General features: G+C 59.5%; 19 protein-coding genes. 11 read left to right on the plus strand and 8 right to left on the minus strand.

What is annotated here, in order from left to right; translation table 11 throughout:
• The first annotated feature begins 2 nt into the window (after positions 1-2).
• Genes M1D51_RS11675 through manA form a run of 4 tightly spaced genes read left to right on the plus strand, consistent with a single transcriptional unit; the run spans position 3 to position 5,213 of the window.
• Positions 3-2,549: a glycoside hydrolase family 2 protein gene (locus tag M1D51_RS11675; RefSeq protein WP_458106586.1), complete on the plus strand. Its 2,547-nt coding sequence runs from the start codon at positions 3-5 to the stop codon at positions 2,547-2,549.
• Between the two features lie 7 nt (positions 2,550-2,556).
• Complete coding sequence (locus M1D51_RS11680) at positions 2,557-3,033, plus strand: glycosyl hydrolase 2 galactose-binding domain-containing protein (RefSeq protein WP_458106587.1); 477 nt, start codon at positions 2,557-2,559, stop codon at positions 3,031-3,033.
• A gap of 15 nt (positions 3,034-3,048) precedes the next feature.
• Complete coding sequence (locus M1D51_RS11685) at positions 3,049-3,990, plus strand: BadF/BadG/BcrA/BcrD ATPase family protein (RefSeq protein WP_458106588.1); 942 nt, start codon at positions 3,049-3,051, stop codon at positions 3,988-3,990.
• Positions 3,991-4,025: 35 nt separating this feature from the next.
• Positions 4,026-5,213, plus strand: coding sequence for a mannose-6-phosphate isomerase, class I (gene manA / locus M1D51_RS11690; RefSeq protein ID WP_458106589.1), 1,188 nt, complete (start codon positions 4,026-4,028; stop codon positions 5,211-5,213).
• 362 nt (positions 5,214-5,575) lie between these two features.
• On the opposite strand, the gene M1D51_RS11695 is transcribed toward manA, so the two are convergent.
• Both M1D51_RS11695 and M1D51_RS11700 read right to left on the minus strand, forming a co-directional pair.
• The gene (locus M1D51_RS11695; protein WP_458106590.1) at positions 5,576-6,703 is read right to left on the minus strand and encodes a pentapeptide repeat-containing protein; all 1,128 of its coding nucleotides are present in this window, start codon (positions 6,701-6,703) and stop codon (positions 5,576-5,578) included.
• A 136-nt stretch (positions 6,704-6,839) separates the two neighbouring features.
• Positions 6,840-10,508, minus strand: a complete 3,669-nt coding sequence (locus M1D51_RS11700; protein ID WP_458106591.1) for a hypothetical protein — start codon at positions 10,506-10,508, stop codon at positions 6,840-6,842.
• Between the two features lie 630 nt (positions 10,509-11,138).
• On the opposite strand from M1D51_RS11700, the gene M1D51_RS11705 reads away from it, so the two are divergent.
• The gene (locus M1D51_RS11705) at positions 11,139-11,489 is read left to right on the plus strand and encodes a restriction endonuclease (protein WP_458106592.1); all 351 of its coding nucleotides are present in this window, start codon (positions 11,139-11,141) and stop codon (positions 11,487-11,489) included.
• Between the two features lie 5 nt (positions 11,490-11,494).
• On the plus strand, positions 11,495-13,438 hold the full coding sequence (locus M1D51_RS11710; RefSeq protein WP_458109581.1) for an nSTAND3 domain-containing NTPase: 1,944 nt from the start codon (positions 11,495-11,497) through the stop codon (positions 13,436-13,438).
• A gap of 367 nt (positions 13,439-13,805) precedes the next feature.
• On the opposite strand, the gene M1D51_RS11715 is transcribed toward M1D51_RS11710, so the two are convergent.
• From M1D51_RS11715 to M1D51_RS11730, 4 genes are all read right to left on the minus strand, one after another.
• A complete protein-coding gene (locus M1D51_RS11715) occupies positions 13,806-15,281 on the minus strand; it encodes a DUF4041 domain-containing protein (protein ID WP_458106593.1) in 1,476 nt (491 codons plus the stop codon).
• Between the two features lie 435 nt (positions 15,282-15,716).
• Positions 15,717-16,166 carry an SdpI family protein gene (locus M1D51_RS11720; RefSeq protein ID WP_458106594.1) on the minus strand — a complete coding sequence of 150 codons (450 nt, stop codon included), beginning with the start codon at positions 16,164-16,166 and terminating at the stop codon, positions 15,717-15,719.
• Between the two features lie 157 nt (positions 16,167-16,323).
• Positions 16,324-16,461: a hypothetical protein gene (locus M1D51_RS11725; RefSeq protein ID WP_458106595.1), complete on the minus strand. Its 138-nt coding sequence runs from the start codon at positions 16,459-16,461 to the stop codon at positions 16,324-16,326.
• Positions 16,462-16,508: 47 nt separating this feature from the next.
• The gene (locus tag M1D51_RS11730) at positions 16,509-17,450 is read right to left on the minus strand and encodes a LysR family transcriptional regulator (RefSeq protein WP_091551424.1); all 942 of its coding nucleotides are present in this window, start codon (positions 17,448-17,450) and stop codon (positions 16,509-16,511) included.
• 120 nt (positions 17,451-17,570) lie between these two features.
• Here M1D51_RS11730 and M1D51_RS11735 point away from each other — a divergent pair, with 120 nt between their 5' ends.
• The 4 genes from M1D51_RS11735 to M1D51_RS11750 all read left to right on the plus strand — a co-directional run bounded on the left by M1D51_RS11735 (position 17,571) and on the right by M1D51_RS11750 (position 21,850).
• Positions 17,571-18,563: a DUF1852 domain-containing protein gene (locus tag M1D51_RS11735; protein WP_458106596.1), complete on the plus strand. Its 993-nt coding sequence runs from the start codon at positions 17,571-17,573 to the stop codon at positions 18,561-18,563.
• A gap of 20 nt (positions 18,564-18,583) precedes the next feature.
• Positions 18,584-19,630, plus strand: coding sequence for a methionine synthase (locus M1D51_RS11740; RefSeq protein WP_458106597.1), 1,047 nt, complete (start codon positions 18,584-18,586; stop codon positions 19,628-19,630).
• A 2-nt stretch (positions 19,631-19,632) separates the two neighbouring features.
• On the plus strand, positions 19,633-20,205 hold the full coding sequence (locus tag M1D51_RS11745; RefSeq protein ID WP_458106598.1) for a flavin reductase family protein: 573 nt from the start codon (positions 19,633-19,635) through the stop codon (positions 20,203-20,205).
• 1,057 nt (positions 20,206-21,262) lie between these two features.
• On the plus strand, positions 21,263-21,850 hold the full coding sequence (locus M1D51_RS11750) for a helix-turn-helix domain-containing protein (RefSeq protein WP_458106599.1): 588 nt from the start codon (positions 21,263-21,265) through the stop codon (positions 21,848-21,850).
• Here the strand turns inward: M1D51_RS11750 and M1D51_RS11755 are convergent.
• On the minus strand, positions 21,763-22,155 hold the full coding sequence (locus tag M1D51_RS11755) for a winged helix-turn-helix transcriptional regulator (protein ID WP_458106600.1): 393 nt from the start codon (positions 22,153-22,155) through the stop codon (positions 21,763-21,765). The two genes, M1D51_RS11750 and M1D51_RS11755, sit on opposite strands and share 88 nt — an antisense overlap.
• A 95-nt stretch (positions 22,156-22,250) precedes the next feature.
• Here M1D51_RS11755 and M1D51_RS11760 point away from each other — a divergent pair, with 95 nt between their 5' ends.
• Positions 22,251-23,105, plus strand: coding sequence for an NAD(P)H-binding protein (locus tag M1D51_RS11760; protein WP_458106601.1), 855 nt, complete (start codon positions 22,251-22,253; stop codon positions 23,103-23,105).
• 266 nt (positions 23,106-23,371) lie between these two features.
• Here M1D51_RS11760 and M1D51_RS11765 read toward each other — a convergent pair whose 3' ends face one another.
• Entirely contained in the window at positions 23,372-24,355 is a 984-nt protein-coding gene (locus M1D51_RS11765) for a LacI family DNA-binding transcriptional regulator (RefSeq protein WP_458106602.1), read from the minus strand.
• Positions 24,356-24,417: the final 62 nt, after the last annotated feature.

Raw genomic sequence — 24,417 nt, forward strand, 5'->3', positions numbered from 1 at the left:
CAATGATCTCCACACCCTTGAACGCCGGATGGACAGTATCCCCCGTTGCCGGTCCGGTACCGGCCAACATTCCGGCAAGCATCCCTGCCGAAGTCCCCGGTTCAGCACACACTGACCTGCTCCGTGCCGGGCTCATCCCGGATCCGTATCTGGATGGGAACGAGAAGAAGCTGCAGTGGATGCACCACGTCGACTGGCGCTACGAACTCCCCCTGACGCTGCCTGCGCCAGGCGCTGAGGAGCGCGTTGACCTGGTGTTCGACGGCGTGGACACCGTCAGCAGCATTGCCTTGGGAGCACACGAGTTGGGCCGCACGGCCAACATGCACCGCTCCTACAGGTTCGACTGCCGTGCCGCCGCCGATGGCACCCTCCTCGATGGCAGTGAGCAAACACTGGCCGTTACCCTGTGGTCAGCAACTGCCTATGCAGAGGAACTCCGCTCCAGCCTGGGTGATCGGCCGAGCGCTTACCACCCTGTTCCCTTCAACTTCGTCAGGAAAATGGCGTGCAGCTTCGGCTGGGACTGGGGCCCGGACCTGAGGACCGCAGGACTGTGGAAGGAAGCCAGGATCGAGCGGTGGTCCGTGGCGCGGCTCGCCCAGGTCATCCCCCTGGTGAGGGTTGGCTCGGACGGTACGGGACACGTGGAGCTTCGAGTTTCCGTTGAACGCTCAGGCTTGGGCCAAGCAGGCGAGCTCACCCTGACAGCCACTGTGCTGGGTCAGGCAGTCACAGCGCAGCTCCCTGCCGACAGTGAGGCAACGGTCATTACCTTGGACGTGCCGAACGCTCCGCTCTGGTGGCCTGCCGGTTACGGCGAGCAGCCACTGGCCCCCCTGCAACTCTCCCTGCAAGGACCTGACGGCGAAGAACTGGATGCGTGGGAACGGCGGATTGGTTTCCGCACGGTGCAGGTGGACACCAGCGAGGACGAGAACGGCACGGCGTTCACGCTCCTGGTCAACGGGCAAGCTGTTTTTGTTAAGGGTGCCAACTGGATTCCAGATGACCACCTGCTGACCAGGATCACCCGGGACCGGATCAACCGCCGGCTGGATCAGGCCCTCGGTGCCAACATGAACCTCCTTCGCGTGTGGGGTGGCGGCATCTACGAAACCGAGGACTTCTACTCGGCCTGTGATGAGCGGGGAATCCTGGTATGGCAGGACTTCCTGCTCGCCTGCGCCGCGTACCCGGAGGAGTCACCGCTGTGGGAGGAGATCGAGGCTGAAGCCCGCGAAAACGTTGTGCGCCTGGCTCCCCACCCTTCCCTGGTGATCTGGAATGGCGGGAACGAGAACGTGTGGGGGCACGAGGACTGGGGTTGGAAGGAAGAGCTGGCAGGTCGCAGCTGGGGAGACCGCTACGCCCACGAACTCCTGGGTGCCATTGTGGCCGAACTCGATCCCACGCGCCCCTACTGCGATAACAGCCCTTACTCCCCCGGCCGGAATCCGGAGGACATCCACCCCAACCACCCGGACCACGGAACACATCACCAGTGGGAAGTCTGGAACAGGATTGACTACTCCGAATACCGCAGCGAGGTACCGAGGTTCTGTTCGGAGTTCGGCTTCCAAGGCCCGCCAACGTGGCGGACGCTGAGCGACTTCGTGCACGCGAACGACGGCGGGCCGCTGGCTAACGCTGTTGACCCCAAGGAAGACCCCGTCTTCCTTGTCCACCAAAAAGCAGACGACGGAAACGGCAAACTCGACCGCGGGCTTGCCCCGCACTTGGGTATTCCGGCCGACTTCGAAGACTGGCACTGGGCCACACAGCTCAACCAAGCCCGCGCTGTCCGCTACGCAATTGAGCACTACCGTTCCTGGTGGCCGCGCACTGCCGGCGCCATCGTCTGGCAGCTCAATGACTGCTGGCCCGTGACGTCGTGGGCGGCGGTGGACTCCGAGGAACGGCCCAAGCCACTCTGGCACGCCCTCCGCCTTGCTTACGCACCGCAGATCATTTCCCTTGGTGAACGCGATGGGCAGCTTTCCGTGTCATTGGTCAATGACACTGACCAGCCTTGGGTCGGACCGGTTGCTTTCTCCCTGCAAACCCTTGATGGCGAGGTCCGAAGCCACCACGAAGAACAGGTTGAGGTCCCTGCCCGGGGCGTGCTTACGCTGCCGGTGAGACCGGAACTCGGTACACCGCAGGACCCGTCCACGGAAGCCCTGGTTGTCAGCATGGGACCGAAGCTGGTTATCCACACTTTCGTGGAGGACGTCGACTTACAGCTCAACCCTGCCCCACTGGAAGCCTCGGCCAAGGCCGTGGCAGGTGGATACGAGATCACCGTGAAGGCTCACTCACTGGTCCGCGACATCACTCTCCACGTAGATCGTGTGGATCCGGCTGCCAGCGTCGATCACGCCTTGGTCAGCTTGCCTGCGGGAGCGGAGTGGACCTTCAAGGTGAGTTCCGACGTCGAAGGTTTGGACCCGGCAGAGTTCATCTCCTCAGCAGTGCTGAGGACGGCCAACGATCTGCGGGCCGTCCCCACCAAGGCGCTCGCCTCAACTGCCGCCACCACCGCGTAGGCTCACCATGACACATCAATTCCGGGCGGAACTTGAACTGGGCGTCCGCAATCGGGCACTCAGTTCGGGTTGGCACATGCGACTTGTAGAGGGGCCGGCACCCCGCCAGGTATCGGGCCAACTGATCCCTGCTTCGCGGCCTGGAGCCGTCTTCCAGGACCTCGCATCCGTGGGGCTCCTGCCCCCGGTATCTGCATCCGCCACGACCCCATCCGTTGATTGGGTGGCGCACTGCGGATGGGAGTACAGCGTGGACTTTCCCTGGCGTTCCTCAGGAAGAGGCAGGGCCAAGCTGATCTTCCACGGGCTCTCCCCCACGGCGTCAGCCAGCATCAATGGCCATGCACTGCAGCCCGGTCCCGCCCAAGGTCCGGCATTCCATGACGTTGACGCCTTGCTCCTGAACGGCATCAACACCCTCAAAATCACGCTCACCCCGGAAACGGCACCCATGCCCGCGGGTGTGGACACTCCCACCAGCTGACGAAAAGAAACTCCTGTGACTTCTCCTTCCACCGTTGTCGCCATCGACGGCGGTCAGTCCTCCATCCGTGCCAGGCTGATGGCCGGGCCTACCACCGAGTTGGAGCGGGAATTTCCTCCCCTCCTTACCAACGGGCCGCTCATGCCCCAGCTCGAAAGCGTCATCCGCTCGGTCCTCGCCAACCAGGCGCGGCAAGAAGTGCACGTCGCGGCAGCGCTTTCGGGCCTGACTCCGGATAATGCCGACGCCGATGGAGTGTTGCAGGCGTGCGAAGACTTGGGCGTCACCGCGATCCGTTTGGCGCACGACTCCATCTCGGGTTACCTCGGCTGCCTCGGCGAGCGCGGTGGAGCAGCGCTCGCCGCCGGCACCGGCGTCGTGACCTTGGCTACCGGACCCACCGGGTACTCCCGGGTGGATGGCTGGGGGAACATCATGGGTGACGCCGGAAGCGGGTACTGGATAGGCCGGGCCGGCCTGGACGCTGCCATGCGGGCTCATGACGGCCGAGGCCGGCCCACTGCCATCCTGGACATTCTTCGGCGCGACTTCCCCGACGTCGAGGCTGCGTACATCGACATCCAGTCCAATCCCGAACGAGTTTCCCTTGTGGCTTCCTATGCCCGGGCCATCATCGACCTCTCTGAAGAGGATGAAGTCTCGGCCCGGATTGTTGCCCACGCTACCGATGAGCTGGCCCTCTCGGTGGGTGCCGGCCTCCGCAATACCGGTTGGACTCCGCAGGACAGCCCCGCGATCAGCTGGGTAGGAAAAATCCTGTCGAACCCCAACGTTGCCCTGCCGCTGCAACGCAAACTCGAACAGGCCTGGCCACATGCGCAGATCCTTGCACCCCTGGGCGGCCCCATGGATGGGGTGGCCCGGCTGGCCACCCTCCCTCCGGACCACCCGCTGCATCCACAGTTGCATTCGGCCTCCCTGCAGGGCTTGTCATAGCCGGACCCTCCAACCATTTCTTAAGGACCAGAAACGTGCACCTACTAACCGGCGCCAGGCGCTCCTATGACTGGGGCTCCACCACGTCCATGCCCGAATTCCTTGGTACGGATTCCGACGGAAAGCCCTTCGCCGAGCTATGGCTGGGAGCGCATCCAACGGGGCCGTCCACCATCACCGGGCCCGCGGGAACTGAGGGTTTGGATCACTGGGTCGCCCGGGATCGCCTGGGCAATCTCGGGCATAGGGTTGATGCAGCATTCGGATGCCTTCCGTTTCTTGTGAAGCTCCTGGCACCCGCCAAGCCCCTGTCCATCCAGGTCCATCCCACCCGAGAACTGGCCGCGAACGGATACTTGGAGGAAGAACGGCAGGGTGTTCCCCTGGACGATCCCCGCCGGACTTTCAAGGACACAAACAACAAGCCCGAAATGGTTTACGCCATTTCACAATTCGAGGGACTGGCAGGATTCCGACCGCGGCAGGAGATAGCCCTGTTCCTTGGGGAAATCGCCGGACCCCTGGAACCCGCGCGGGACCTCCTGGGCGTGCCCGGCGAACAAGGCATGAGGCTGATGCTGGAAGCACTGGTGGGATTGTCCCCCGAGGACATCCGGACAGTGTTGGGAATTGCTGCGTCATTGTCCCTGACCCACCCGCATCCCCTGGTCAGGACGGCCTGCACCACAGTTGGCGAACTTGCCAACACCTTTCCGGGCGACGTCGGGACCGTCGTTTCCCTTGTCCTGAACAGGGTCTGCCTCGCACCCGGGGAATCGATGTTCCTCGCTGATGGCGTTCCCCACGCCTATTTGGGCGGATTTGGCCTCGAAGTCATGGCCAACTCAGACAATGTCCTGAGGCTGGGACTGACAAGCAAACATATCGACATCGATGCCATGCTGGGGGCGGTGGATTTCTCCTCCTGCAGCGTAGATGTCGCCTCCGCCCCCATCAGCGCTGCCACCCACATCTTCCAGCCGCCGGTCCCCGATTACGCGCTGAGCATCACCCGTCCGGAGCGGGCAAGCACAGGATTCGTTGATTTGCCGGGCAGTGGCCCCCGCATCCTGGTATGCCTCGACGCCAGCGTGAGGGTAAAGGTGCAAGCCTCGGCGGATATCATGGCCATCACCCGTGGCCAGTCTCTCTTTATCCCGGACAACCAAGGAGGGATCAGGGTTAGCGGCCCGGGCACAATCGCCCAGGCCTTCGTACCCTGAAAGAGGGCCCTAGAGGGATTACTTCATTTGTGATCGATACGCTCGCCTTTGGGCGTAGGGAAAGCAGGCAGAAACCATGGCGCCGGCCACCAACGCTAACTCCGCCGTGTTCAATGCAGCAGAGCCCTCTGACGAGGGGGTATGCCGTGCCTGAGGTGGGACTCGAACGGGATTCCGGTCCTTGGAAACACTGGGAAATGGCGGAAACACACGGAATCCGGGGCAGTCCGGTGGCTGAACGGGCCAGTCCGAGGCGGAAAGTGTGGACATTGTCCACACATTTTCCTTCGCCCTTATCGGTACCGAGCGAACCGGCGTCTAAAGGTGCAGTTATTATCCGACAGGCTGGACAGGCACTGCCATCATCTACATGCGTCCTCAGGTATTCTCACTGCCCACGAGGGTCGGAACCCTTCGGGCCACGATGTCGTGTCGTCCCAGCAATGAGCTTCTTCAATTTGTTCATCTGTCAGGCCGGCCGCCTTGGATAAGTCAGCTCCTCTTAGGTGCGCCTCATGCAAGTGAGCGCCGTCAACTCGAGCGTGCATGAGGTCAACGCCTTCAAAGTCAGCCCATTCCATGCAGGCACCTCTTAGGTCAGTCTGCGACAAATCGGCTCCGCGTAGGCGCGTCCGCTGGAAATTTCCAAAGAACCATGTGGAGTGACTTAAATCCGCTCCCGAGAGATCCGCCCCAATAAGTGAAATGTTCTCTCCTTGAACGCTACTCATATTTACGTCGGTCATGTCGGCGCCATCGAAGTTCAGACGGGCCCAGCTAAGAGGGTGTGAGATTGTCCTAGGATGGACGTGCTGTCGGGTGGAAATTAGAACCCTGAAAATCACAGCCCTCAAATCTGACTCCGGCCTGGAAACGGACATGGGTATCCCAGTTGCAACGACACCCGCCACGCTCAACTTTCCGCGTTTGTGCGTGTTGGACTTCACATATGAGCACAGAACGTCGATGCACACTTGGGCTTGCTTTCTAGTGCGTTCTGGTTGATTCGATTGATCGCCGAAAGCTACCCAGTCTTCCGCTAGAGCCACGAGTGAGTAGACCCCTCCGAGTTTGACCGGATGCTGGTCCTTATTCCCCAACTGCGCTACTGCCGTAACAAATCTGTCATTGAGTGCGGACTCCATCTCGCGCTGGTGCCCACGCTCGGCTTCATCCTGAGTCTGCTTCAATTCTTGGCGGGTAAGACCTCGCGTTTTCTCCGTTGAAAGGTAAGTCAAGATGGCACCCAGCAGAACTAGAGTACCCGCAATAAGGGTCGCCCACGGCTGAGTCAACGAGTTCCTACACAAGGCGCCCTCACTGAAGCCAGCCGTCCGACAACCAGCAAACCCAGCAACATAAACCACCCCGACAACCATTGTCAGCAATGAGACGAATAGAAGAGGTCGCCCTGTTATCCAGCTACCTCTGACGCCTAAGTCCTCTTTTTTAGACTTGCTGGCATCGTCCTTTTGTACTTTTACGGTCATATGAGACAGCGTTTCCCTTCATAAGACTTAGCTCCGGTCCAATGCTAGCCGCGAGGGAAGATCAACGTGCTTCTACGAGCACGAACCCATCAGATCAAGGATTCAACGAAACCGGGCGGACAGGTCGAGTTCAGCGTTAGCTGTCCAACCACGGCTTCAGGAATTCCTCTAGGGTCTTCACGGGAAACATGGCGCCTACGAAACCGACGGCGGAAACTCTGCGAGTCACGAACAATGTGGACAGCTTGTAGGAGGAGCCGTCTGTAAGACGCTCGAGCCCGAGCTTAGCGGCGACTTGATCAGTGAAAGGTGCTAGTTCTGCGTTCTTGCGCGCCAACTGCGTCGCGTAGCACGGCTTTGTCTTGCCTCGCGAGTTTGTGGAATCGACGTAGAAGGTTCTCAATTGTCTTGCAGTCTCGGCTATGGCATGCACGGTCGCAGGGTCTTTTGCTTCAATGAGCCAAATCGTGTCTTCCCCTGGTTTAGCGGCAATAAGGTCGATTTCTGTCGTGAGCGTTGGTATTCCTAGCCGCTTATGATCTCCAGCTTTCACCCGAGCAATTGTAGCGAACCCGAGATCCTGCAGTTCCTCTTCAAGCGTCCTTTCGAATTGTTTGTTGCGTTTGTCTCTAATTCCCTCAAGGGCCTTCGCAACTTCTGAAGGGAGTCCGGCCGTCCACGGTAGGAGGCCCTGCCGTAGATGGTTGTTGTAGACGCTGAGACTTGTCATGAGGTACTGCGGCGCAATCAGTAAACTGCCGTTGCTGTTTTGGACAATCGGCTGAGCCAGAAGACGGTGCCGCCTCGTCCTCGTCTGCCAAGGTTCCCAAGCAGACTCTTGAAGCTTCTCAGGTGCGCAGGTAAGAAGCGTAAGCGCTCGGCGATATCGCTGCCTTTGCGCATCGGATCCCTGCTCGGCTTCGGCGGAAATCCAGTCCAGCAACTCTGCTTCCGGAACCGCTGCAACGCTACTGTCTGACGGAAAAGAGCGCCACCGAACCAATGATTCGAGAACATGAAAAATGTCACGCATGCTTGCGCCTTCGGCCCTCAGCATGGCCTGATCGAGATCTTCAAACGAGGCAGGCGAATGTCTCTCGAAGGACGGCCCTGAATAGAGGCCGGCTCCGGCTGCAGCTTTGTCCAGTGCTTTCGCGTCGAGCAACCATGAGCCCGGAGCGGGCAGGTCGTCGTCTACGAATTTGATTTCGTACGAGTGGGTGATCTCGATGCATAAGGGGGCAACCTGATGATGCAGGCGTTCACTGATTGTAGTCATGGTCCGGTAGGCGTCGGCTGCTGCCAAAAGTCCGCTCCATTTTCTGTTGGTTATGGCTTCCCTTGGCGCGTCGTGAGCCGTGCCCCGCAGCGCTGCTTCAACAATGATCTCGTTACACTGTCGGAGCATGAGCGTGGCGGCCATGGCTTCAGCCATTCGTTCCTCGGGATCCCAACTGATGTCAAGGTGGGCGGCCACCCTATAGAGGTCCCCTCGCTGCCTAGTGCCATCATCCATGACGCGGTTTAGCTGCTCCAGCCCCACCTCAACCAACGTCCGATGATCGTGAGGTCGAATCCGGTCAGTGAGCGCAGCAAGGGCAAGAGGTGCGAGATGTTGCTGCACAAGATCGTTGGCAGCCTTCCCCCGGTACGTGCCAGGTTCGACGCCACTGACCCTAAGTGCCCGCGCTGAGGCAGCAATAGTAGCCGATTCGTCAGCCGGGTCCAGCTTCCACGGTGAGTGCAGGTTATTGAGAACAGTCTTCGAGCTAGCCGTCTCCAGAATCAGAAAGGGCTTGCCAGTAACCCATACTTCTCTGAGCTCCGCAAGTTCGTCAGGGTCAAGAGCGTTTGCTTCAAGCAGATAAATGAAGGCATCTGCTGTTATTCGGTTTGCGGCTCGGGCATCACCGTCTGCCGCTTCAATGAACTTCTCGACGTCGATAGTCCACTGGAATACTCGAGCGCCATCTTCCTGAGGCTCGTCAACAACCGCAGTTCTAATTATCGGATCTTCAGGTGAGGTACGTTCCTGTGGTTTGAGCGTTTGGAGCTCCACCCGATAGCCGGCCGTGGTCGATTTCCTGTGCGCTCGCTCCCACACCTCCTGAACCGCGTCAAAACCAAAAACCAGGCCGCCGCTGAAGTCGAAGAGAAAGTCGAAATGCACCGACGGGCTCCAGGACTGATCTGATCGAGTGATTGCTACAGGTGGATTCGTAAGCGCTATAGACCACCCCAACAACGAGGGCGCGTGGTGCAAGCCTCGGCGAGGGTCATACGACATGTCCTTCTTCTGGATCGCTATAGTTGCCACGCCTGCTGAAGAGACCTCGGCGACCTGCAAATGCCGAAGCGGGGGAAGCGCGACAGCGTGCAGCGCTTGCTCAAGGCGTGAGAGCTTGGCGGCGCGCTCCCACTCGGCATCTCCTGCGTGGGCTTCGAAGTAGAAGAACGATGGGGTTACGCCGCCGACAAAGAAGGATTTTCCATTTGATCGCCAAGGTTCCCAGTAGTTTATGACCTCCCAACCGAAAGTCGACGAAAAATTGGGATCGCTCAGGTCTCGGCAGAATAGATACAGGTCGTCTGCATCCTCTGCTGTCTCAGCAATCCACGTGAGATCCTCTAGGGCCATTCTTGCTGAAAGTCTCCTCTGCGGTACGGCGAGATGCGCCGGTCCAGAGAAAACAACGAGTGGAACAATCTCAGTGTTGGGAGGGAGCGTCAATGAACCGCCACCTGCGAGTTTCACGGTAATTGGGCCACTACTGCCTGCTGCGTTCTTAGCGAGTCTTTCGCTACCAAACGTCTGACTTTGGGGCAGCAAGTCCTGGGTCTGCACTATCGAAACAGCAACGGCAGTGTTGGCGTTTACCGGCAGCACCCAATGGATGTCGTCTCCGGTCAGCGGCACCGTTCCTTCAACGTCTGCAGTGCCGTAAAGAGATCGAGTAAAGCGCCAGAGCGCCTTCCGTGTCGCACCGAGACTGGAAATGCGTATGGCACTTCTGGCGTCCGGGTTCCGGTCGACTGTAGACACCAATTCGGACACTGCAGCACCCACAATTTCAGACACATAAGTGGGCGGTAACCACCGGTCCGGAAGTCCCGCTGTCCTGTAACGCAAGTGCCAACCAAACGGACTTGTCGGGCTTGAGGCATCAAATTTCGCATTGTCGGAGGAAGCAGTCATCCACTCGAGAGCTGCGGCATCGGCTTCCGTGAGCTCTTCCGTCATCAATGGTTCCCGAGACGTGAGGCCTCCGGCGGCTTGCACCTCTCCGGTGGGAACGTCGACCCTATCCCCCAATTGTAGGTTCGGAGCCGAAACAAACGAGGACAGAAGAGCTCTGGTCGCCACATCCGCCCAGTCGTATGCCACTCGAATGACATTTGACAAACCAAACCCATGCTTCTTTACGAGGAAAATATCCAGAACTTCAGCCAATCGCAATGCACGAGACAGGTCCGCAATGGGTCGTTCGGTTGCGCCTGGCACCGAATGCTTCACACTGTCACCAACGCGAACCACTGTGAACTCGGACGGATCCTTCGGAATAAAGTCTTCCTGCATATAGTCGATCCCCGACGCTAACGCTGCATTATCGACAAGCTCCTGAATCGCAGGAAGAGGACTCGGTTGACTGATTGGCCCGATAGAGCGAGTACGAAGCGCGGCAGCGAGAGCGCTGCCAACCGATGCAGAACGATGGCGCACCGACGGAGACGACGCCGCCGCGAAGAGAAGCGTCCACAATTCGTCTTCATCGTACCTACTAAACGAGCGTGCCAGTGGATCCAACCGGTCCAGATTGCTCCGACGCTGTTTCTTCGGCTTCCCAGCTTTACTTCGCCCCATACGGAATATTGAAACCGACTAGACGCCGCTCCCCTAAATACGGCACATTATGACGTCTGCCTCCGTGACTAGTTCATTGCAGCTCAGGGTCGTACAGAAGAAACAGGTGTTCTTGGATGGCTGCACTCTTCTGGGACACTTGTTGTTTGACTGCTCCGGTTCGCACGAGCTTCGATTTCAACAAGGCGCTCGGACTCCCTGGTGCTTCCGTGAACAGCGCCTTCGTGCGTAGGCCACGCACGAAGGCGTTGTTGGGTAACAGACAAGGTCCTCTACAGTAAGTTCCGATTCGCCGAAGGGAGCGGCACGGCTCTTCGTCTATCCACCCGGGCCCCGCGGGTGAACTCTGACACCAAACTACTACTGGAGTTCGATGAGTGACGTTCGAGCGGCATACACCCCTTGAGGGGTATTGAGAGTTCCTTTCCTGCTCTCACAACCACATATGGGCTGGGCTGCCATGCTTTATCGATGTTCCATCTAAGCTGTTCTTGAGATGGAGCAGAAAGCATCGTGGGCCGCTAGTGGAGGTACCTGGGTGCTTTCTATACTGCTCCAACGATTGGAGGCTCAGTGTACGACTTCATGACCTTGTCCCCTCACGACTTTGAGCATCTCATGCGTGACCTTCTTGAAGCATCCTACGGCTGGAAATTGAAGGCATTTGCGGCCGGACCTGATGGCGGAGTGGATCTCAAAGTAGGTTCGGGAAGCCGCAAGATCGTAGTGCAATGTAAGCACTACGCTGGCTCAACTCCGGCCCAGCTTAAGAAAAGCTTAGAAGGCGAAAAGACAAAGATGATAACCGAGCGACCGGGCAGATATTTCGTCGCGACAAGCCGTAAACTCAGCAAGACCCAGCATGAATCAATTGCAATTGCTGTGACGCCTCCGCTGACGACTTGTTCCATAATTACGACTTGAATGTAATGCTCGGAAATCATCCCGAGGTTGAACGTAAGCATTTCAAGCTCTGGCTGGCATCTAGTGAGGTGCTCACTTCAATCGTGCACAGCGGCATCTGGGCAAGATCCGAGGCGCTACTTGAAGACATCCAGTCTCGTGTCCGCCTATATGTGCCTCATGACGGCTACAAACGGGCTCGCGATATTCTTGATAAACGACAGGTAGTTGTAATTTCAGGCTCACCGGGTGTCGGCAAATCAATGTTGGCCGAAATGCTTCTTCTGACTCACTGGAAGGAATCCTGGCAGGTTGTCCAAGTCGGTTCGGATATTGAAGAGGCTTGGAATGCCTGGAAACCCAAGGGTCGTCAGATTTTTCTTTACGATGACTTTCTAGGCCAAACAAATTCTGGAGAGCGACTATCGAAGAACGAAGACGCAAAAATTGCAAAATTTGCTCATCTTGTCGCGTCCAGGCCCGACAAGCGCTTCGTACTCACAACTAGAACCCAAGTCTTGAGGCAGGCTCAGGACAGCCGCGAGCCACTTAGGCGCGCGGCATTCGACCTGAATAACTGTGTCATAAAGCTCTCTGACTATCATCGCCTTCATCGCGCCCGAATAGTCTACAACCATCTGTACTTTAGCGAGCTCCCACGGACTGTTATTCGCGAATACGTGAAGACTGAGGCTTTCTGGGCTGCCCTAAACCATCGGAACTTTAGCCCCCGTATCGTCGAACAGGTTTTGCGCCGCCCCCACACAGACTCCCGTCAGCTTGCGGCCGAGTTGGCCCAAGCCCTGGATCGCCCGGTCGAGCTTTGGGGTCCCAGTTTCGAACACGGTCTTTCCGACTTTGCAAGAGAGCTTCTTCTCACCCTCGTGACACACCCTACTGAAGGCGTTCTCAAGTCAGAACTACTTGCCGTCTGTTCGATAAAGGCACAATCTCTCCCGACAAATCAGGCCTTTCGTGCTCTTGAAGGGACTTGGGTACGACTGACCGGCTCGGGGCCAAAGCTCTCAGTTTCCTTCGCAGACCCCAGCTGCCGCGACTACGTGCTTGCTTACCTTGACTCGAATCCAGAAGAGGCCATGCGGCTCATACTGGCCACGCACACTGCGGAGCAAGCCGTACTCCTGTTGCGCTACGCCGTTTCCGTTACGCAAGAAGAACATCGTACGAGTGACATTCACCCTGGAATCAAGGCGGCCATTGCTGAAACAGGGGTAGACCTCCTAACACACTTGGATGATCTCTTCACTGACGCTGTCAAGGCCAACAGCGACGTAAGCACACTTGAACACCTGCTCAAAGCAGTGCTATCCAGCGTTTCGCTGATAGGAGGCACAAGTGAAGACTGGCTTGAAGCGAAGATCAACGAGCTAAGCCGCTACAGGCACTCCTCGTGGCACGACCTAGAGTCGCTTGCAGACCTTGTTCTTTTCATGACGCAGAGGCATCTGTCATGTGCTGATTCACAGAGTGACCGGATGGATCAAATCGAACAGTCGATTGCCTTGCTCGGACTGGCCTTGGCAGAAGAAGCCCGATCCGAAAGTGAATTCGCCATCTATCGTCGCATCTCCGACGACGCTAACACCGCCGTTTGGCTGGATTCAGACAACGAAGGAATATTTCTTGAGAATGTGCGGACATACATTCGTGACGACCTTGGGCAGGTAACCTCCGACTACGAGGATCCCGACGACATGCGTCAGAGACTTGCTGAACTCCAAGACTTAGGAAGGGACTACGGGGCAACTGACTTGGAGGACTCTTTCACCAGCACAGAAGAGGACATCAACCAACGACAGAACCTTGAGGTTGACTCTGAGGACTTGTCGCCAACGATAGGCGACCAAGCTTTCAGCGGACCGTCCGGATCATCAGCACCAAGAAACCCACAAGCGGCGAGAATCCGCGAAGACAACAGCATCCGCGCCTTGTTCAGAAATTTGTCGTGAGGAGCGACACCAACGATCGATTCCAAAAGGATTCAGTGACCTCGCACCCATCCCAACACCGACCAGGCTATCGTTTCGCCCGAACCGGCATCGTCGCGGATCAGAGCACCAACGTGCCGGGACAGTACACCTAAAGTGTTGTGTTCGACGGAGCGATGAGCCGATATTCCCGTATACACGATGACGCCAGTTAAGGGGTCGGGGCTGTCACGCTAGCCAACTCGTAACTTTCGCATGCAATTACTTTTGGCCACCTCCCTTCTGACGGAAATGATTAACGCCGATAACGGCGCCTATGACAGGCACCGAAAGAACCGCGAACTACCCCCGCACTGTGGATCGTTCACCGGGACCTGGTAGTTCTGCGTTACACAGGCAATGCCTCTGCCTCCGGTGTGCTGAGACGGAATTCTTCGGCGGTGGGCTGTTCGGTGAATTCGACGAGTTCGACGTGGTGTTCCTTCAGTACTTCCAGGACCTGATGCGGGGTGACCCGGAAGAATTCGCGGCGGAGATTGACCTTGTTAACGCGCTGCTCGGCGAACGTCCGGTGCAGCATTGCCTCTGTGGCGAGGGCATCGTCGGAGTAAAAGAGCGCGTGCACGTCGAACCGGAACGGTACGGACGCATCTCCGAGTTCGTTGACCCGGTCCATGGGCTCCAACCGGCGGGTCATGCCGATCTTGACCATGTTTTCCCCGAAAGCGCCGATGTTGGAAATGACATACACGTAGCCAGCGCGGATGTTCGCGGCGCGCCGTTCAACGTCTGCGAGGGCGAGTTCGTCCTCAGCAATCTTGGCGCGCATTCGTTCTGCGCCTTCGAGATCTCCGTTGGCTATGAGTGCGTCCAGGGTTGCCTGGTGCATGGCCCGTTCCTTGGCGAGCTTTTGCCGGGCGGCTGCGAGCTCCGCTTCCGCTTTCTTCTGCTCTCGCAGATCTTCGCGTCGGGCACGTTCCAGTTCCTTCTCCGCGGCAAGAGCCTGGAGGTGTTCGGCGGCGAGCACCATTTCCTGGATACGCAGGTGGTGGTAAGTCTCGTCGACTCGTAGGTTGATCATGGTGCCTTGGCGTTCGATCTGTTCCTTCGCCTTGGTCAGGCGAGCCGTCGCGGTTGCCAGGTTTCCGGCTTTGACGGTTTTCACACAGTTCTCGGCTTCGGCGTTATAGGCGCGCAGCATGATGGTCGACATCTGGTTCACGAACTTCATGCCCTGCTTCGCGGAGTTGTTGAAGGTGAAGTTCGACGTCGCGTGGATGGCCTGCTTTGCCCGGGCCATTTCCTTGTATTGGGCGCGGACGGAATCCAGTTTGGCTGCTAGGTGTGCGGAGTGTTCTGCTGGGTGGTCGAAGTCGAAGACGCCGACCTCTTGCAGCGCGGCCGAGGCGCGAGCCGTCACCAGCTCGCCTTCGGCTTCGGCAAGTTCCGAACGCAGCGCCTGCAGTTGAGACTGCAGCTGCTGGTTCTCGGTTGCCCATTCCCGACGTTCGTTCTCGACCGTGCGGCGGAGCTCATCCCGGCTGGCTTCTATCTGGTCGAACTCAAGCAGGCCGCGCTCATCCAGGATCCTTTGGAGCCGCTCGACGTCGGCAAGGGCGGTCTCGGCTGTCTTCTTGGCACCGAAGAACCCGACCTTGCGCGCACCTCCGGTGCGCCCCTGATTCAGTTCCTGCGGTTGCTGGAATTGTTGCTGAGCCCGGACAGGCACCTGGGGAGTGCTCGGCACAGGTGCCGGCTGCGCGGGCTGAGCAGGTTGGACGTGATCGGTCCAGCGCATGCCGTCCCAGTAACGGACAAGGGCAGAGTCTTGTGGGTCGGTGTACCAGCCGGCGGGAACGCTCACTAAGGGACCTATCGTCGTCGAAACATGAACTGCTGGGTTCATCACCCAGCAGTTCAGATCAACATGCCTAGCTCCCCCAGAATGATCTTGCCCTACGCCTATGGGAAAGCTGAAAAAGTCGCTAAAACATTGCGCGCCGGAATGTGAAGCTCTCGGATATTTTTGGCGGGTCTGGGGCATTCGGGCGCACGACACTTGAACATTGAACGGCATGACGGACTGACACCAGAGTCGACTCAACTGAGCCCACTGCGTCTCGGATGCTTGCCCTAAACAATCTGTACTGCCACTAAGTTGCCTGTTGACCACCCGAACCAATCAGCAGGGATAGCATCATTGCTAGGCTGATGCGAAGGTTTCGGTTAGATGAACCTAAAACACAATATCCCACAAATATTCTAAAAAATTCAGTTATAAAGTGGTCTCTGCATTTGGTTACTCACCACCCGCAGCAATACGACGAGCCAGAGAATCAGCCTTGTAGTACATGTGCATGAGCAGGACCACCATGATGGCCGTGAACCCCATGCCCGAGAAAAAGATCCACGGGATGCTTGAGTCATCCTTAGGTAGGGCTGCGAATATTATCCACAACGTGGCCACAAACCCGATTAGCGTTACCGGAATGGCTTTCAGCGCACCAAGAGCTAAAGTGTGTGCAGCGTTCCATGCACGTTCAGACGACAAAGTGGCCTTCGAACGGATGCCAAACGTATAGTTGGGTTTTGAATCGCCGGACTCGACCTGAGAAGCCAGCATTTGGAGTAGACCTGCTACTACCAAGAACGCAATCGTGAACATAGTCGTGCTGAAAGCCGCCCCCAAAACGATCCTTCCACTGGTACATACTCGGATGACCGAGGAGTCTTCAGATTGAAATTCCACGTTAACAGCCGCCACAACACTTCGCAAAGAACCGATGCCGATTTGGTGCGGCTGCGAGCGGGACTCCGTTATCAGTCACCAGTCACTGCGAAATTCGTAACTAACATGTCGGCCGAATTGCGTTTTTTGGGATTCGAATGGCCCCACCCTGGCGGCCTCACAAGCCCGGCGTGATGTCTCCGGGCTGGATCGCCACCACCTGGAACAGGCCGGTTTCCTCGTCGGCGTCCACCCGGGTCACGGCAACGACGACGGCGGGCCGGCACGACACCGGCAACCCGCTCGGGTGCAACAACTACGTCCAATCACCGAAGGGGTAATGACCCGCCGGCTCACCTGCGGTCAGTCGAGTAGCGCTACGCCGAACTCAGCGACGACGGCCCGCAGTTCCCTGAGGTAGTGCTGCGCTTGGTCGGTGAGCGGGATCGCGGCGTGGCCGATCCAGCCGATCTCGATGCGTTCGTCGACGTCGAGCGGGATGGCGACGATTTCCGGATCGAGCTCCCCGCTGATGATGCCCGTGGAGATCGTGTAGCCATGGAGCCCGATCATGAGGTTGAAGATCGTGGCACGGTCAGAGACCCGGATCTCCTGCTTACTGGACATGGTGGAGAGAATCTCCTCGGCGAAGTAAAAGGAGTTGTTCGCACCTTGATCGAAGGTCAGCCGCGGCATCCCGGCGAGATCATCGAGGGTCGCACGCTCTTTTGAAGCGAGCGGGTTGTTCCGTGCAACGAAAATGTGCGGATCGGCGAGGAAAAGCGGAGTGAACGCCAGCCCGGATTCCCGGAGCAGCTTGTCGATGACCTTCCGGTTGAAATCGTTCCGGTAGAGGATGCCTATCTCGCTGCGGAGCGTCCGGACATCCTCGATGATGTCCCAGGTGCGGGACTCACGGAGTGAGAACTCGTATTCGGCTACATCAGTGGCCTTGACCATCCGGACGAAGGCGTCCACCGCGAACGAGTAGTGCTGCGTTGACACCCCGAGCAGACGCCGCCGCGGTGGCCTGCCAAGGTAGCGCTGCTCGAGGAGAGCGAACTGCTCCACGACCTGCCTCGCGTAGCCAAGGAACTCTACCCCGTCGGCGGTGAGGGTGGCCCCGCGGGCGGAGCGAACCAGGAGCGCACGGCCCACCCGGGCCTCCAGGTCCTTCATCGATGCGGACATCGTCGGCTGCGCTACGTAGAGAAGATCGGCGGCCGCGGAGATCGAGCCCTCCGCTGCAACTTCTATGAAGTAGCGGAGCTGTTGCAGGGTCAGTCCACTCGAAATCTGGGCCATAGGAAAATTCTATATCAATGCATAGCAACCACTAGTTACCTGATATCCCTAGCCAGACTGCACCATGGATACATCACCTTCGGAAAGGCCGTCTCCGGCCCATCAACGGAATGGCAGCACATGGCAGACGACTTCACCTTCAGTATCACCACGACCCCCTTCGACGAGGACTACTCCCCGTCGGAAGGCTCGCGGATCACCACGAATTTCGCCAACCTGGCACGGGGCGAGCACCGCCAGGAGAACCTGCGCAACGCCTTGACCATGATCCGGCGCCGCTTCAACGATCTCGCCTGCTGGGACAACCCGGACCGGGACCGTTACAGGCTCGAGCTTGAGATCGTTTCCGTGCAGATAGAGTTCACTGCCGAAGGCACCGATCAGAAGTTCCCCCTGTTCGAGGTTCTCGATATCCAGATCGTGGACCAGCTGAACGGGGTCCGCCACCAAGGGATCGTGGGGAACAACTTCTCCTCCTACGTCCGTGACTTCGACTTCAGCGTCGTACTGCCGGCGGCAGCAGCGGAGGCAGGCAAGCCCACCGTTCCCGAGAACTTCGGCGATCTGCACGGCAAACTGTTCCAGCAATTCCTCGATTCGACGGCATGCCAGGAACGTTTCCCGCAGCCGCCAGTGGTGTGCATCAGCGTCTCCACGACCAAGACGTACCGGCGAACGGAAAACCATCACCCCGTCCTGGGCGTCGAGTACCAGCAGGACGAGTTCTCACTGACGGACGCGTACTTCGCAAAGATGGGGCTGCAGGTCCGCTACTTCATGCCACGCGGCAGCGTTGCGCCGCTGGCCTTCTATTTCCGCGGCGACCTGCTCAACGACTACTCCAACCTGCAGCTCATCGGCACGATCAGCACCATGGAGACGTTCCAGAAGATCTACCGCCCGGAGGTCTACAACGCGAACTCCGCCGCCGCCGTCGTCTACCAACCGAGCCTGGGAGAGCAGGATTACTCGCGGACCCAGATCGATTACGACCGCGTCGAGCGCAGTCAGCTGGCGGTCACTCAGGCGAAGTACACCGAGGAACACTTCATCACGCCCCACAAGGATCTATTGGACCAGTGGACCGCCAAATACCCCGCTCTCGTCAACTGACCCACGGAGAAACGTCAACCATGAACACACTTTTGCCCACCACCGTTGTTGGAAGCCTGCCCAAACCATCGTGGCTCGCCCAGCCGGAGACTCTCTGGTCCCCCTGGAAGCTGGAGGGAGATGCGCTGCTCGAGGCCAAGCAGGATGCGCTGCGCATCGCCATCCACGAGCAGAGCCGACGCGGCATCGACATCGTCAGCGACGGCGAGCAAACCCGCCAGCACTTCGTCACGACCTTCATCGAGCATCTCAGCGGGGTCGACTTTGAACAGCGCAAGACCGTGCGCATCCGCGACCGCTACGACGCGAGCGTACCGACCGTCGTCGGACCCGTGCGCCGCGAGCGGCCGGTATTCGTCGACGACGCGAAGTTCCTCCGTGCAACCACGGACCGGCCGATCAAATGGACGCTTCCCGGTCCCATGACCATGGTGGACACACTCTTCGATGACCACTACAAGAGCCGCGAGAAGCTGGCCTGGGAGTTCGCTGCGATCCTGAACCAGGAGGCGAAAGAACTGGAGGCGGCCGGCGTGGACATCATCCAGTTCGACGAGCCCGCGTTCAACGTCTTCCTCGATGAGGTCAAGGACTGGGGCGTCGCTGCACTTGAGAGAGCGGCAGAAGGACTGCGTGCGGAGACCGCCGTGCACATCTGCTACGGCTACGGGATCAAGGCGAACAACGACTGGAAGGCGACGCTCGGCTCACAGTGGCGGCAGTACGAAGAAACGTTCCCGCTGCTTCAGAGCTCCAGCATCGACATCATCTCGCTGGAATCCCAGAACTCCCACGTGCCCATGGACCTCATCGAGCTCCTCCGCGGCAAGAAAGTCATGCTCGGGGCAATCGACGTCGCAAGCGAGACCATCGAGACCCCGGAGGAAGTCGCCGACACTCTCCGCAAGGCCCTGCAGTTCGTCGATGCGGACAAGCTCATCGCCAGCTCCAACTGCGGCATGGCACCGTTCCCCCGGGACGTCGCACTGGCCAAGCTCAGTGCCCTCAGCGCAGGGACGGACATCGTTCGCGAGGAACTCGCCCGCTCCACCCCCAAGGTGTCCTAGCGATGTTTCACGCCTACCCCCCAGACACCTGGTTGGGGGCTCCGGAGCAAAGCTTCCCGTCCTCCCTCTCGGCCGACGAATTCAAGGCACTGTTCCGTGGCCACCCAGGCGGTGTCGCAGTCATCACGGCCGACGCCGGCGAAGGACCGGTGGCACTGACGGTATCGTCCGTGGTGTCAGTAAGTGCGGAACCTCCGCTGCTGATTTTCTCGGTCTCGGCACTGTCCTCAGCGTCGACGGTGCTTTCGCGCGCCGAAACCGTCGTCGTGCACCTGCTGGACGCGCACGACGTCGACTTGGCGAAGTTCGGCGCGACCCCCGGCGCCGACCGCTTCAACCAGACGCACCGCTGGTCGGCCCTGGCAACCGGCGAAGCGGTGTATGACGACGTCCGCGCCTGGGTGCGCTGCGCCGTCATCAACCGCATGGAGGTAGGGACCTCCACCATCATCGCCGTTCACGCCCTGGAGTCCCGCGTGATACGTGACATCGAAGCGGGCGAACCCGGCGACGCCCTGGTCTACCACAACCGTTCCTGGCACCGCCTGGGCGAGCACTCCAAGCTCGACGGCTAAGCGCCTCGCCAACAACGCGAGGCACCAAGCCGAACAGCGCACGACGGCGGGAGGTTACCTCCCGCCGTCGTGGTCGTTAACGTCGGAGCGCCCCTCGAGTCCTGAATGGCTCGGATCCAACCCTTTTGTGCGCGCACGGGCCACTGCGGTCCGCCCTTGAGAAGCACCCACCGAAAGCGGTTTGACGGCACCGTACTGGCGATCGATGAGTTATGTCATGTCTCCGCGGACACCCAAACGAACCGCTCGGCGCGCTCCTGCGTCCCCAACAAGACATATCGTCCGTTATCGGCCTTGATTGTGCGGGAGTAGAAGTAGCTGAAGAGCGTCTCACAATCAGACTTCTGATGTTGGCATAGTTTACGTGGATGCAGCGATACCTCCACGTGAACGATCGGCTGCGTGTGACATCGGGGTCTGACGGCGCACGATTCCCCACCGCTGACCGGTCGGCCAGCCTGTGGCCATCTGAGCGCTCCAGGTCGACTGTCTTCCGCAGCTTCGACCGTTCGTTCCCGCGGGTGCGACAAGCGCCGGGCTTCCGGAGGACCTGACGCTGCACACTCTGACGCACTCGTACGTGACGCATCTGATCGAGGCCTGCTCCACGGCCGGGCTTTACCCCCGGCGCAATATTGGCTTGTGAGAGATCAGGTATTCGAAGCCACGTAACCCGGTTGGTTGGTGACGCGGCTGGCGGGACACTACAGCTAGCCTGTGTTTGGCGGCGCAGTTATTCCGTAGGGTCAGCCATCGAATAGTCGCTCAGGCAAAAATACCTGTGTCTCCCGTCCGAACCAGACGCGGAAGTTAGGCATCGGGTGTGTAGCTGATGACGTGAGTGACGGAGCCGCCGTCAAATTGCGTTTCGTAGTTCCGAGAATGTCCGCGAGTGGAGGCGTGGATCGGTCTAGTTGTACTGCCCAGGGAGGTTGGTTGAGGCCGTGTGAGGTCACGGCGTGAGATTTCCGGGATGACGAAGGCCTCCCGGTGTGGAGTGGAGCTGTCTAAGAAACCGCTGCACACCTAGAAGGCCTTCGTGTCCCACGCTAACGCAATGTTGACCCCAAAAGCCCGTTTGAAGCTCGCCCAATTGGTCGTTGGACAGCATTGGACGATCACCGAGGCAGCCAAGCACTACTTGGTCTCCTGGCCCACCGCTAAACGCTGGGTCACCCGCAACCTCGAACACGGGCCCGAAGGAAAGGGTGACAAGTCATCCCGTCCCCGCCGCAGCCCCAAACCGGACCCCGGGGAAACTGGTCAAACGCATCGTTGCCCTGCGGTGGCGCAAGCGGCTGGGGCCGGTGCAGATCGCCGGGCGGCTGGGCATTCCGGCCTCGACCGTGCACGCCGTCCTGGTCCGCACCAAACACCACCCACAACGAACTGCCCGGCTCACGCACCCGCGAATACGTCCGCGGGCCTCACATCACGGGTCGAGTGCTTCGGATCGGAAGCCGGCCCAGTGGCCAGCAACTCCGGGCGGCCCCTATCCGGTGGCGGACCTCCCTGGGACCCGACTAATCCGAAGCGCGAAAGCACCCAGAATGCGGATCACGCCTTGGCTGCGTCGTATACCGCCTGTGCCTTCTGCACGGCAGCTATCCGGTGGTCGGTCCACCGGGCAAGGACGCTGACATGATCGGCGACTTCCTGGCCAAGGTCCGTAAGTGAGTAGTCCACGTGGGGTGGGATCACGGGCTTGGCATCGCGGTGGACAAGGCCATCGCGCTCCAGAGTCTGTAGGGTCTGGGCAAGCATCTTCTCTGTGACCCTGCCGATCTCCCGGCGCAACGCGCTGAAGCGGTATGGCCGCTCCAGCAGCGCGATCAAGACTAAGGTACCCCAGCGGCTAGTAACGTGCTCCAGAAGCAACCCGTGCGGGCACATCGTGTCACCGTCGTAGTTCCGAACCCGGTCCACGAGCGTTGTCCCACTTCCACTCATGCCAGTACCTTACTTCAAAGTGGGTACTTCTAAAAGGGAAAGGCCACTTTTAGGCTGAAGGTGCAAATAGCGACCACAACAAGGGGTAACTGAACATGAGCATTGTCGTCACCGGCGCCACCGGAAATCTAGGCCGCTACGTCATCGAGGGCCTACTCGAGAAAGTCCGGGCCGAGCAAATCACCGCCGTCGTCCGCTGCGAGGAGAAGGCCGCAGGCTTCGCGGCCCGCGGAGTGAAGATCGCTATCGCCGACTACAACACCCCCGAGTCCTTTGACGGTCTCTTTTCCACAGGAGACAAGGTACTCCTTATCTCCAGCAGCGAGTTCCACAATGGCCGCGTCAGCCAGCACAAGATAGTGCTCGATGCCGCGAAAACTGCCGGGGTCGCCCTCTTCGCATACACCAGTGCCCTGGGCGCCCTGAACGGCCCCATCACCGAGGACCACAGGGACACCGAGACCGCGATCATAGAGTCCGGCTTGCCCTATACGCTGCTGCGCAATGGCTGGTACAACGAAAACTACACCGAGCATCTGGCACCCGTGCTCCAGTACAGCACGGTCACTCAGGCCTCAGGAAAGGGACTTGTCGCCTCAGCTTCCCGGGCCGACTACGCCGCTGCCGCCGTGGCGGTACTCACCGGCCAAGGCCACGAGGACAAGACCTACGAACTCAGCGGCGACACCGCCTGGAGCTTTGCCGAATACGCAGTCGAGCTCAGCCGGCAGACCGGCAAAGACATCAGCTACCAGCCTGTCTCAGTCGACGACTACTTCGGCATCCTCACCGGCCGCGCCGGGTTCCCCACACCACTGGCATCCGTCCTGACGGCTGTCGAGGCCTCCATCGAAATGGGAGAGCTCGCCATGACTAATGGCGTGCTAGCCAACTTGACGGGCCGGCCCACAACTCCGATTGCCCACTCGATCGCCGCCGCGCTGAACTGACGCTCGGAGTGCGCCGCGCCGCAGACACATATCGCCGAGGGCAGTAAAAATCGTGCCGCCTCCTCGACTGACTATGTCAGTCCGAGGAGGCCCGCTCGAAGGGCTTGATGCCCACCTGTTGCCGCTGTCCCATCAAACTGGGGTTACCCCAGCCGGGCCCGGATCCGTCCGGACCGGCTCAACGCCGCCACCTGTCTTGTCAATCACGCCAACTGGTCTGACAAGCCACAGGATATCCTGCCTACGCCGAGCTGCCCGGCCCGTCATCAAGCACTTCCGCGCGGGATGAGTTCGACGTGGAGGGATGAACCGCGGGGACGGAGAATTTCACCCGCCAGAGCGAGCCGCAGTTGCTCGAGGGCGGCGTCCGACACCTCATCCATTCGTAGGCGGACAGTCGTGAGAGCCGGCGACGTGAACAGTCCCATCGGCTCGTCGTCCACGCCGACCACTGCTACTTGACCAGGAACATCAAGTTCGAGAGAGCGAGCAGCCGCCAGGCAGGCAGCAGCGTAGACATCGTTATAGGCACACACTCCGGTCACAGGGTCCGCACCGGCCCGCCATGTGGAAAGCGCATCTGCAATCCGGTCCGTGGCAGCCTCGTCAGGGTCGTCGAGTTCAAGGACCTCCGGTTCGGGGAGACCCAGCTCATGGCAACCCCGGCGTACGCCCTCAAGTCGGGAATTGGCAAAGACTGAGAGCGCAGGGTTCGTCGTGGTGACCGCAGCGAGGCTCCGGTGCCCTGACAGGGCCAGTCTCTGGACCTGGACCTGTCCCGTGATCAGCCCATAGGGAATGAGGGCCCCACCTGCGGCGAGGTCGACAACCGGAATGTCCGCATTCTCGAGCAGTGTTCGTTCTGGCTTACTGAGACCGACCATCGCGACCACGATGCGCGGACGCAGGTTGGCGAGCGTCGAGGCTAGATCCTCACCCTCTCCGCGTTGCCACGTCACGAGAGACAGTCCAAGTTCAACAGCCCCGCGGGTCAGGCGGTCGACGAGGCGGCCGATGGTGACGCTGAACGGGAGCTCCTCTGACACCAACAGGGCCAGGCTCGAGGTGCCCGAGCGCAAAGCCCGTGCTGACGCATCGGGCGTATAGCCCAGCCGTGCCGCCGCATCGAGCACGCGCTGGCGTGTTGCCAGTGGGATGGTCTGCCCGGGAGTGCGGTTGAGCACGTAACTGACAGTCGCGCGGGAAACCTGCGCCTCATGGGCAACGTCCTTGCTCGTAGCTCGCATCATTTACTCCTCAATCCTCCAAGCCACACCCTTGCGCATATGGCATCTTGCCCATAGTCTAACTG

The sequence above is a fragment of the Arthrobacter sp. R3-55 genome, assembly GCF_054161505.1.

Bases quoted from the DNA above. Each gene is read 5' to 3' on its own strand.
- M1D51_RS11710 (WP_458109581.1), top strand. From the start codon at position 11,495: ATGCTCGGAAATCATCCCGAGGTTGAACGTAAGCATTTCAAGCTCTGG.
- M1D51_RS11695 (WP_458106590.1), bottom strand. From the start codon at position 6,703: ATGACCGTAAAAGTACAAAAGGACGATGCCAGCAAGTCTAAAAAAGAG.
- M1D51_RS11765 (WP_458106602.1), bottom strand. From the start codon at position 24,355: ATGATGCGAGCTACGAGCAAGGACGTTGCCCATGAGGCGCAGGTTTCC.
- M1D51_RS11740 (WP_458106597.1), top strand. From the start codon at position 18,584: ATGAACACACTTTTGCCCACCACCGTTGTTGGAAGCCTGCCCAAACCA.
- M1D51_RS11680 (WP_458106587.1), top strand. From the start codon at position 2,557: ATGACACATCAATTCCGGGCGGAACTTGAACTGGGCGTCCGCAATCGG.
- M1D51_RS11675 (WP_458106586.1), top strand. From the start codon at position 3: ATGATCTCCACACCCTTGAACGCCGGATGGACAGTATCCCCCGTTGCC.
- M1D51_RS11730 (WP_091551424.1), bottom strand. From the start codon at position 17,450: ATGGCCCAGATTTCGAGTGGACTGACCCTGCAACAGCTCCGCTACTTC.
- M1D51_RS11755 (WP_458106600.1), bottom strand. From the start codon at position 22,155: ATGAGTGGAAGTGGGACAACGCTCGTGGACCGGGTTCGGAACTACGAC.
- M1D51_RS11750 (WP_458106599.1), top strand. From the start codon at position 21,263: ATGTTGACCCCAAAAGCCCGTTTGAAGCTCGCCCAATTGGTCGTTGGA.
- M1D51_RS11745 (WP_458106598.1), top strand. From the start codon at position 19,633: ATGTTTCACGCCTACCCCCCAGACACCTGGTTGGGGGCTCCGGAGCAA.
- M1D51_RS11735 (WP_458106596.1), top strand. From the start codon at position 17,571: ATGGCAGACGACTTCACCTTCAGTATCACCACGACCCCCTTCGACGAG.
- M1D51_RS11760 (WP_458106601.1), top strand. From the start codon at position 22,251: ATGAGCATTGTCGTCACCGGCGCCACCGGAAATCTAGGCCGCTACGTC.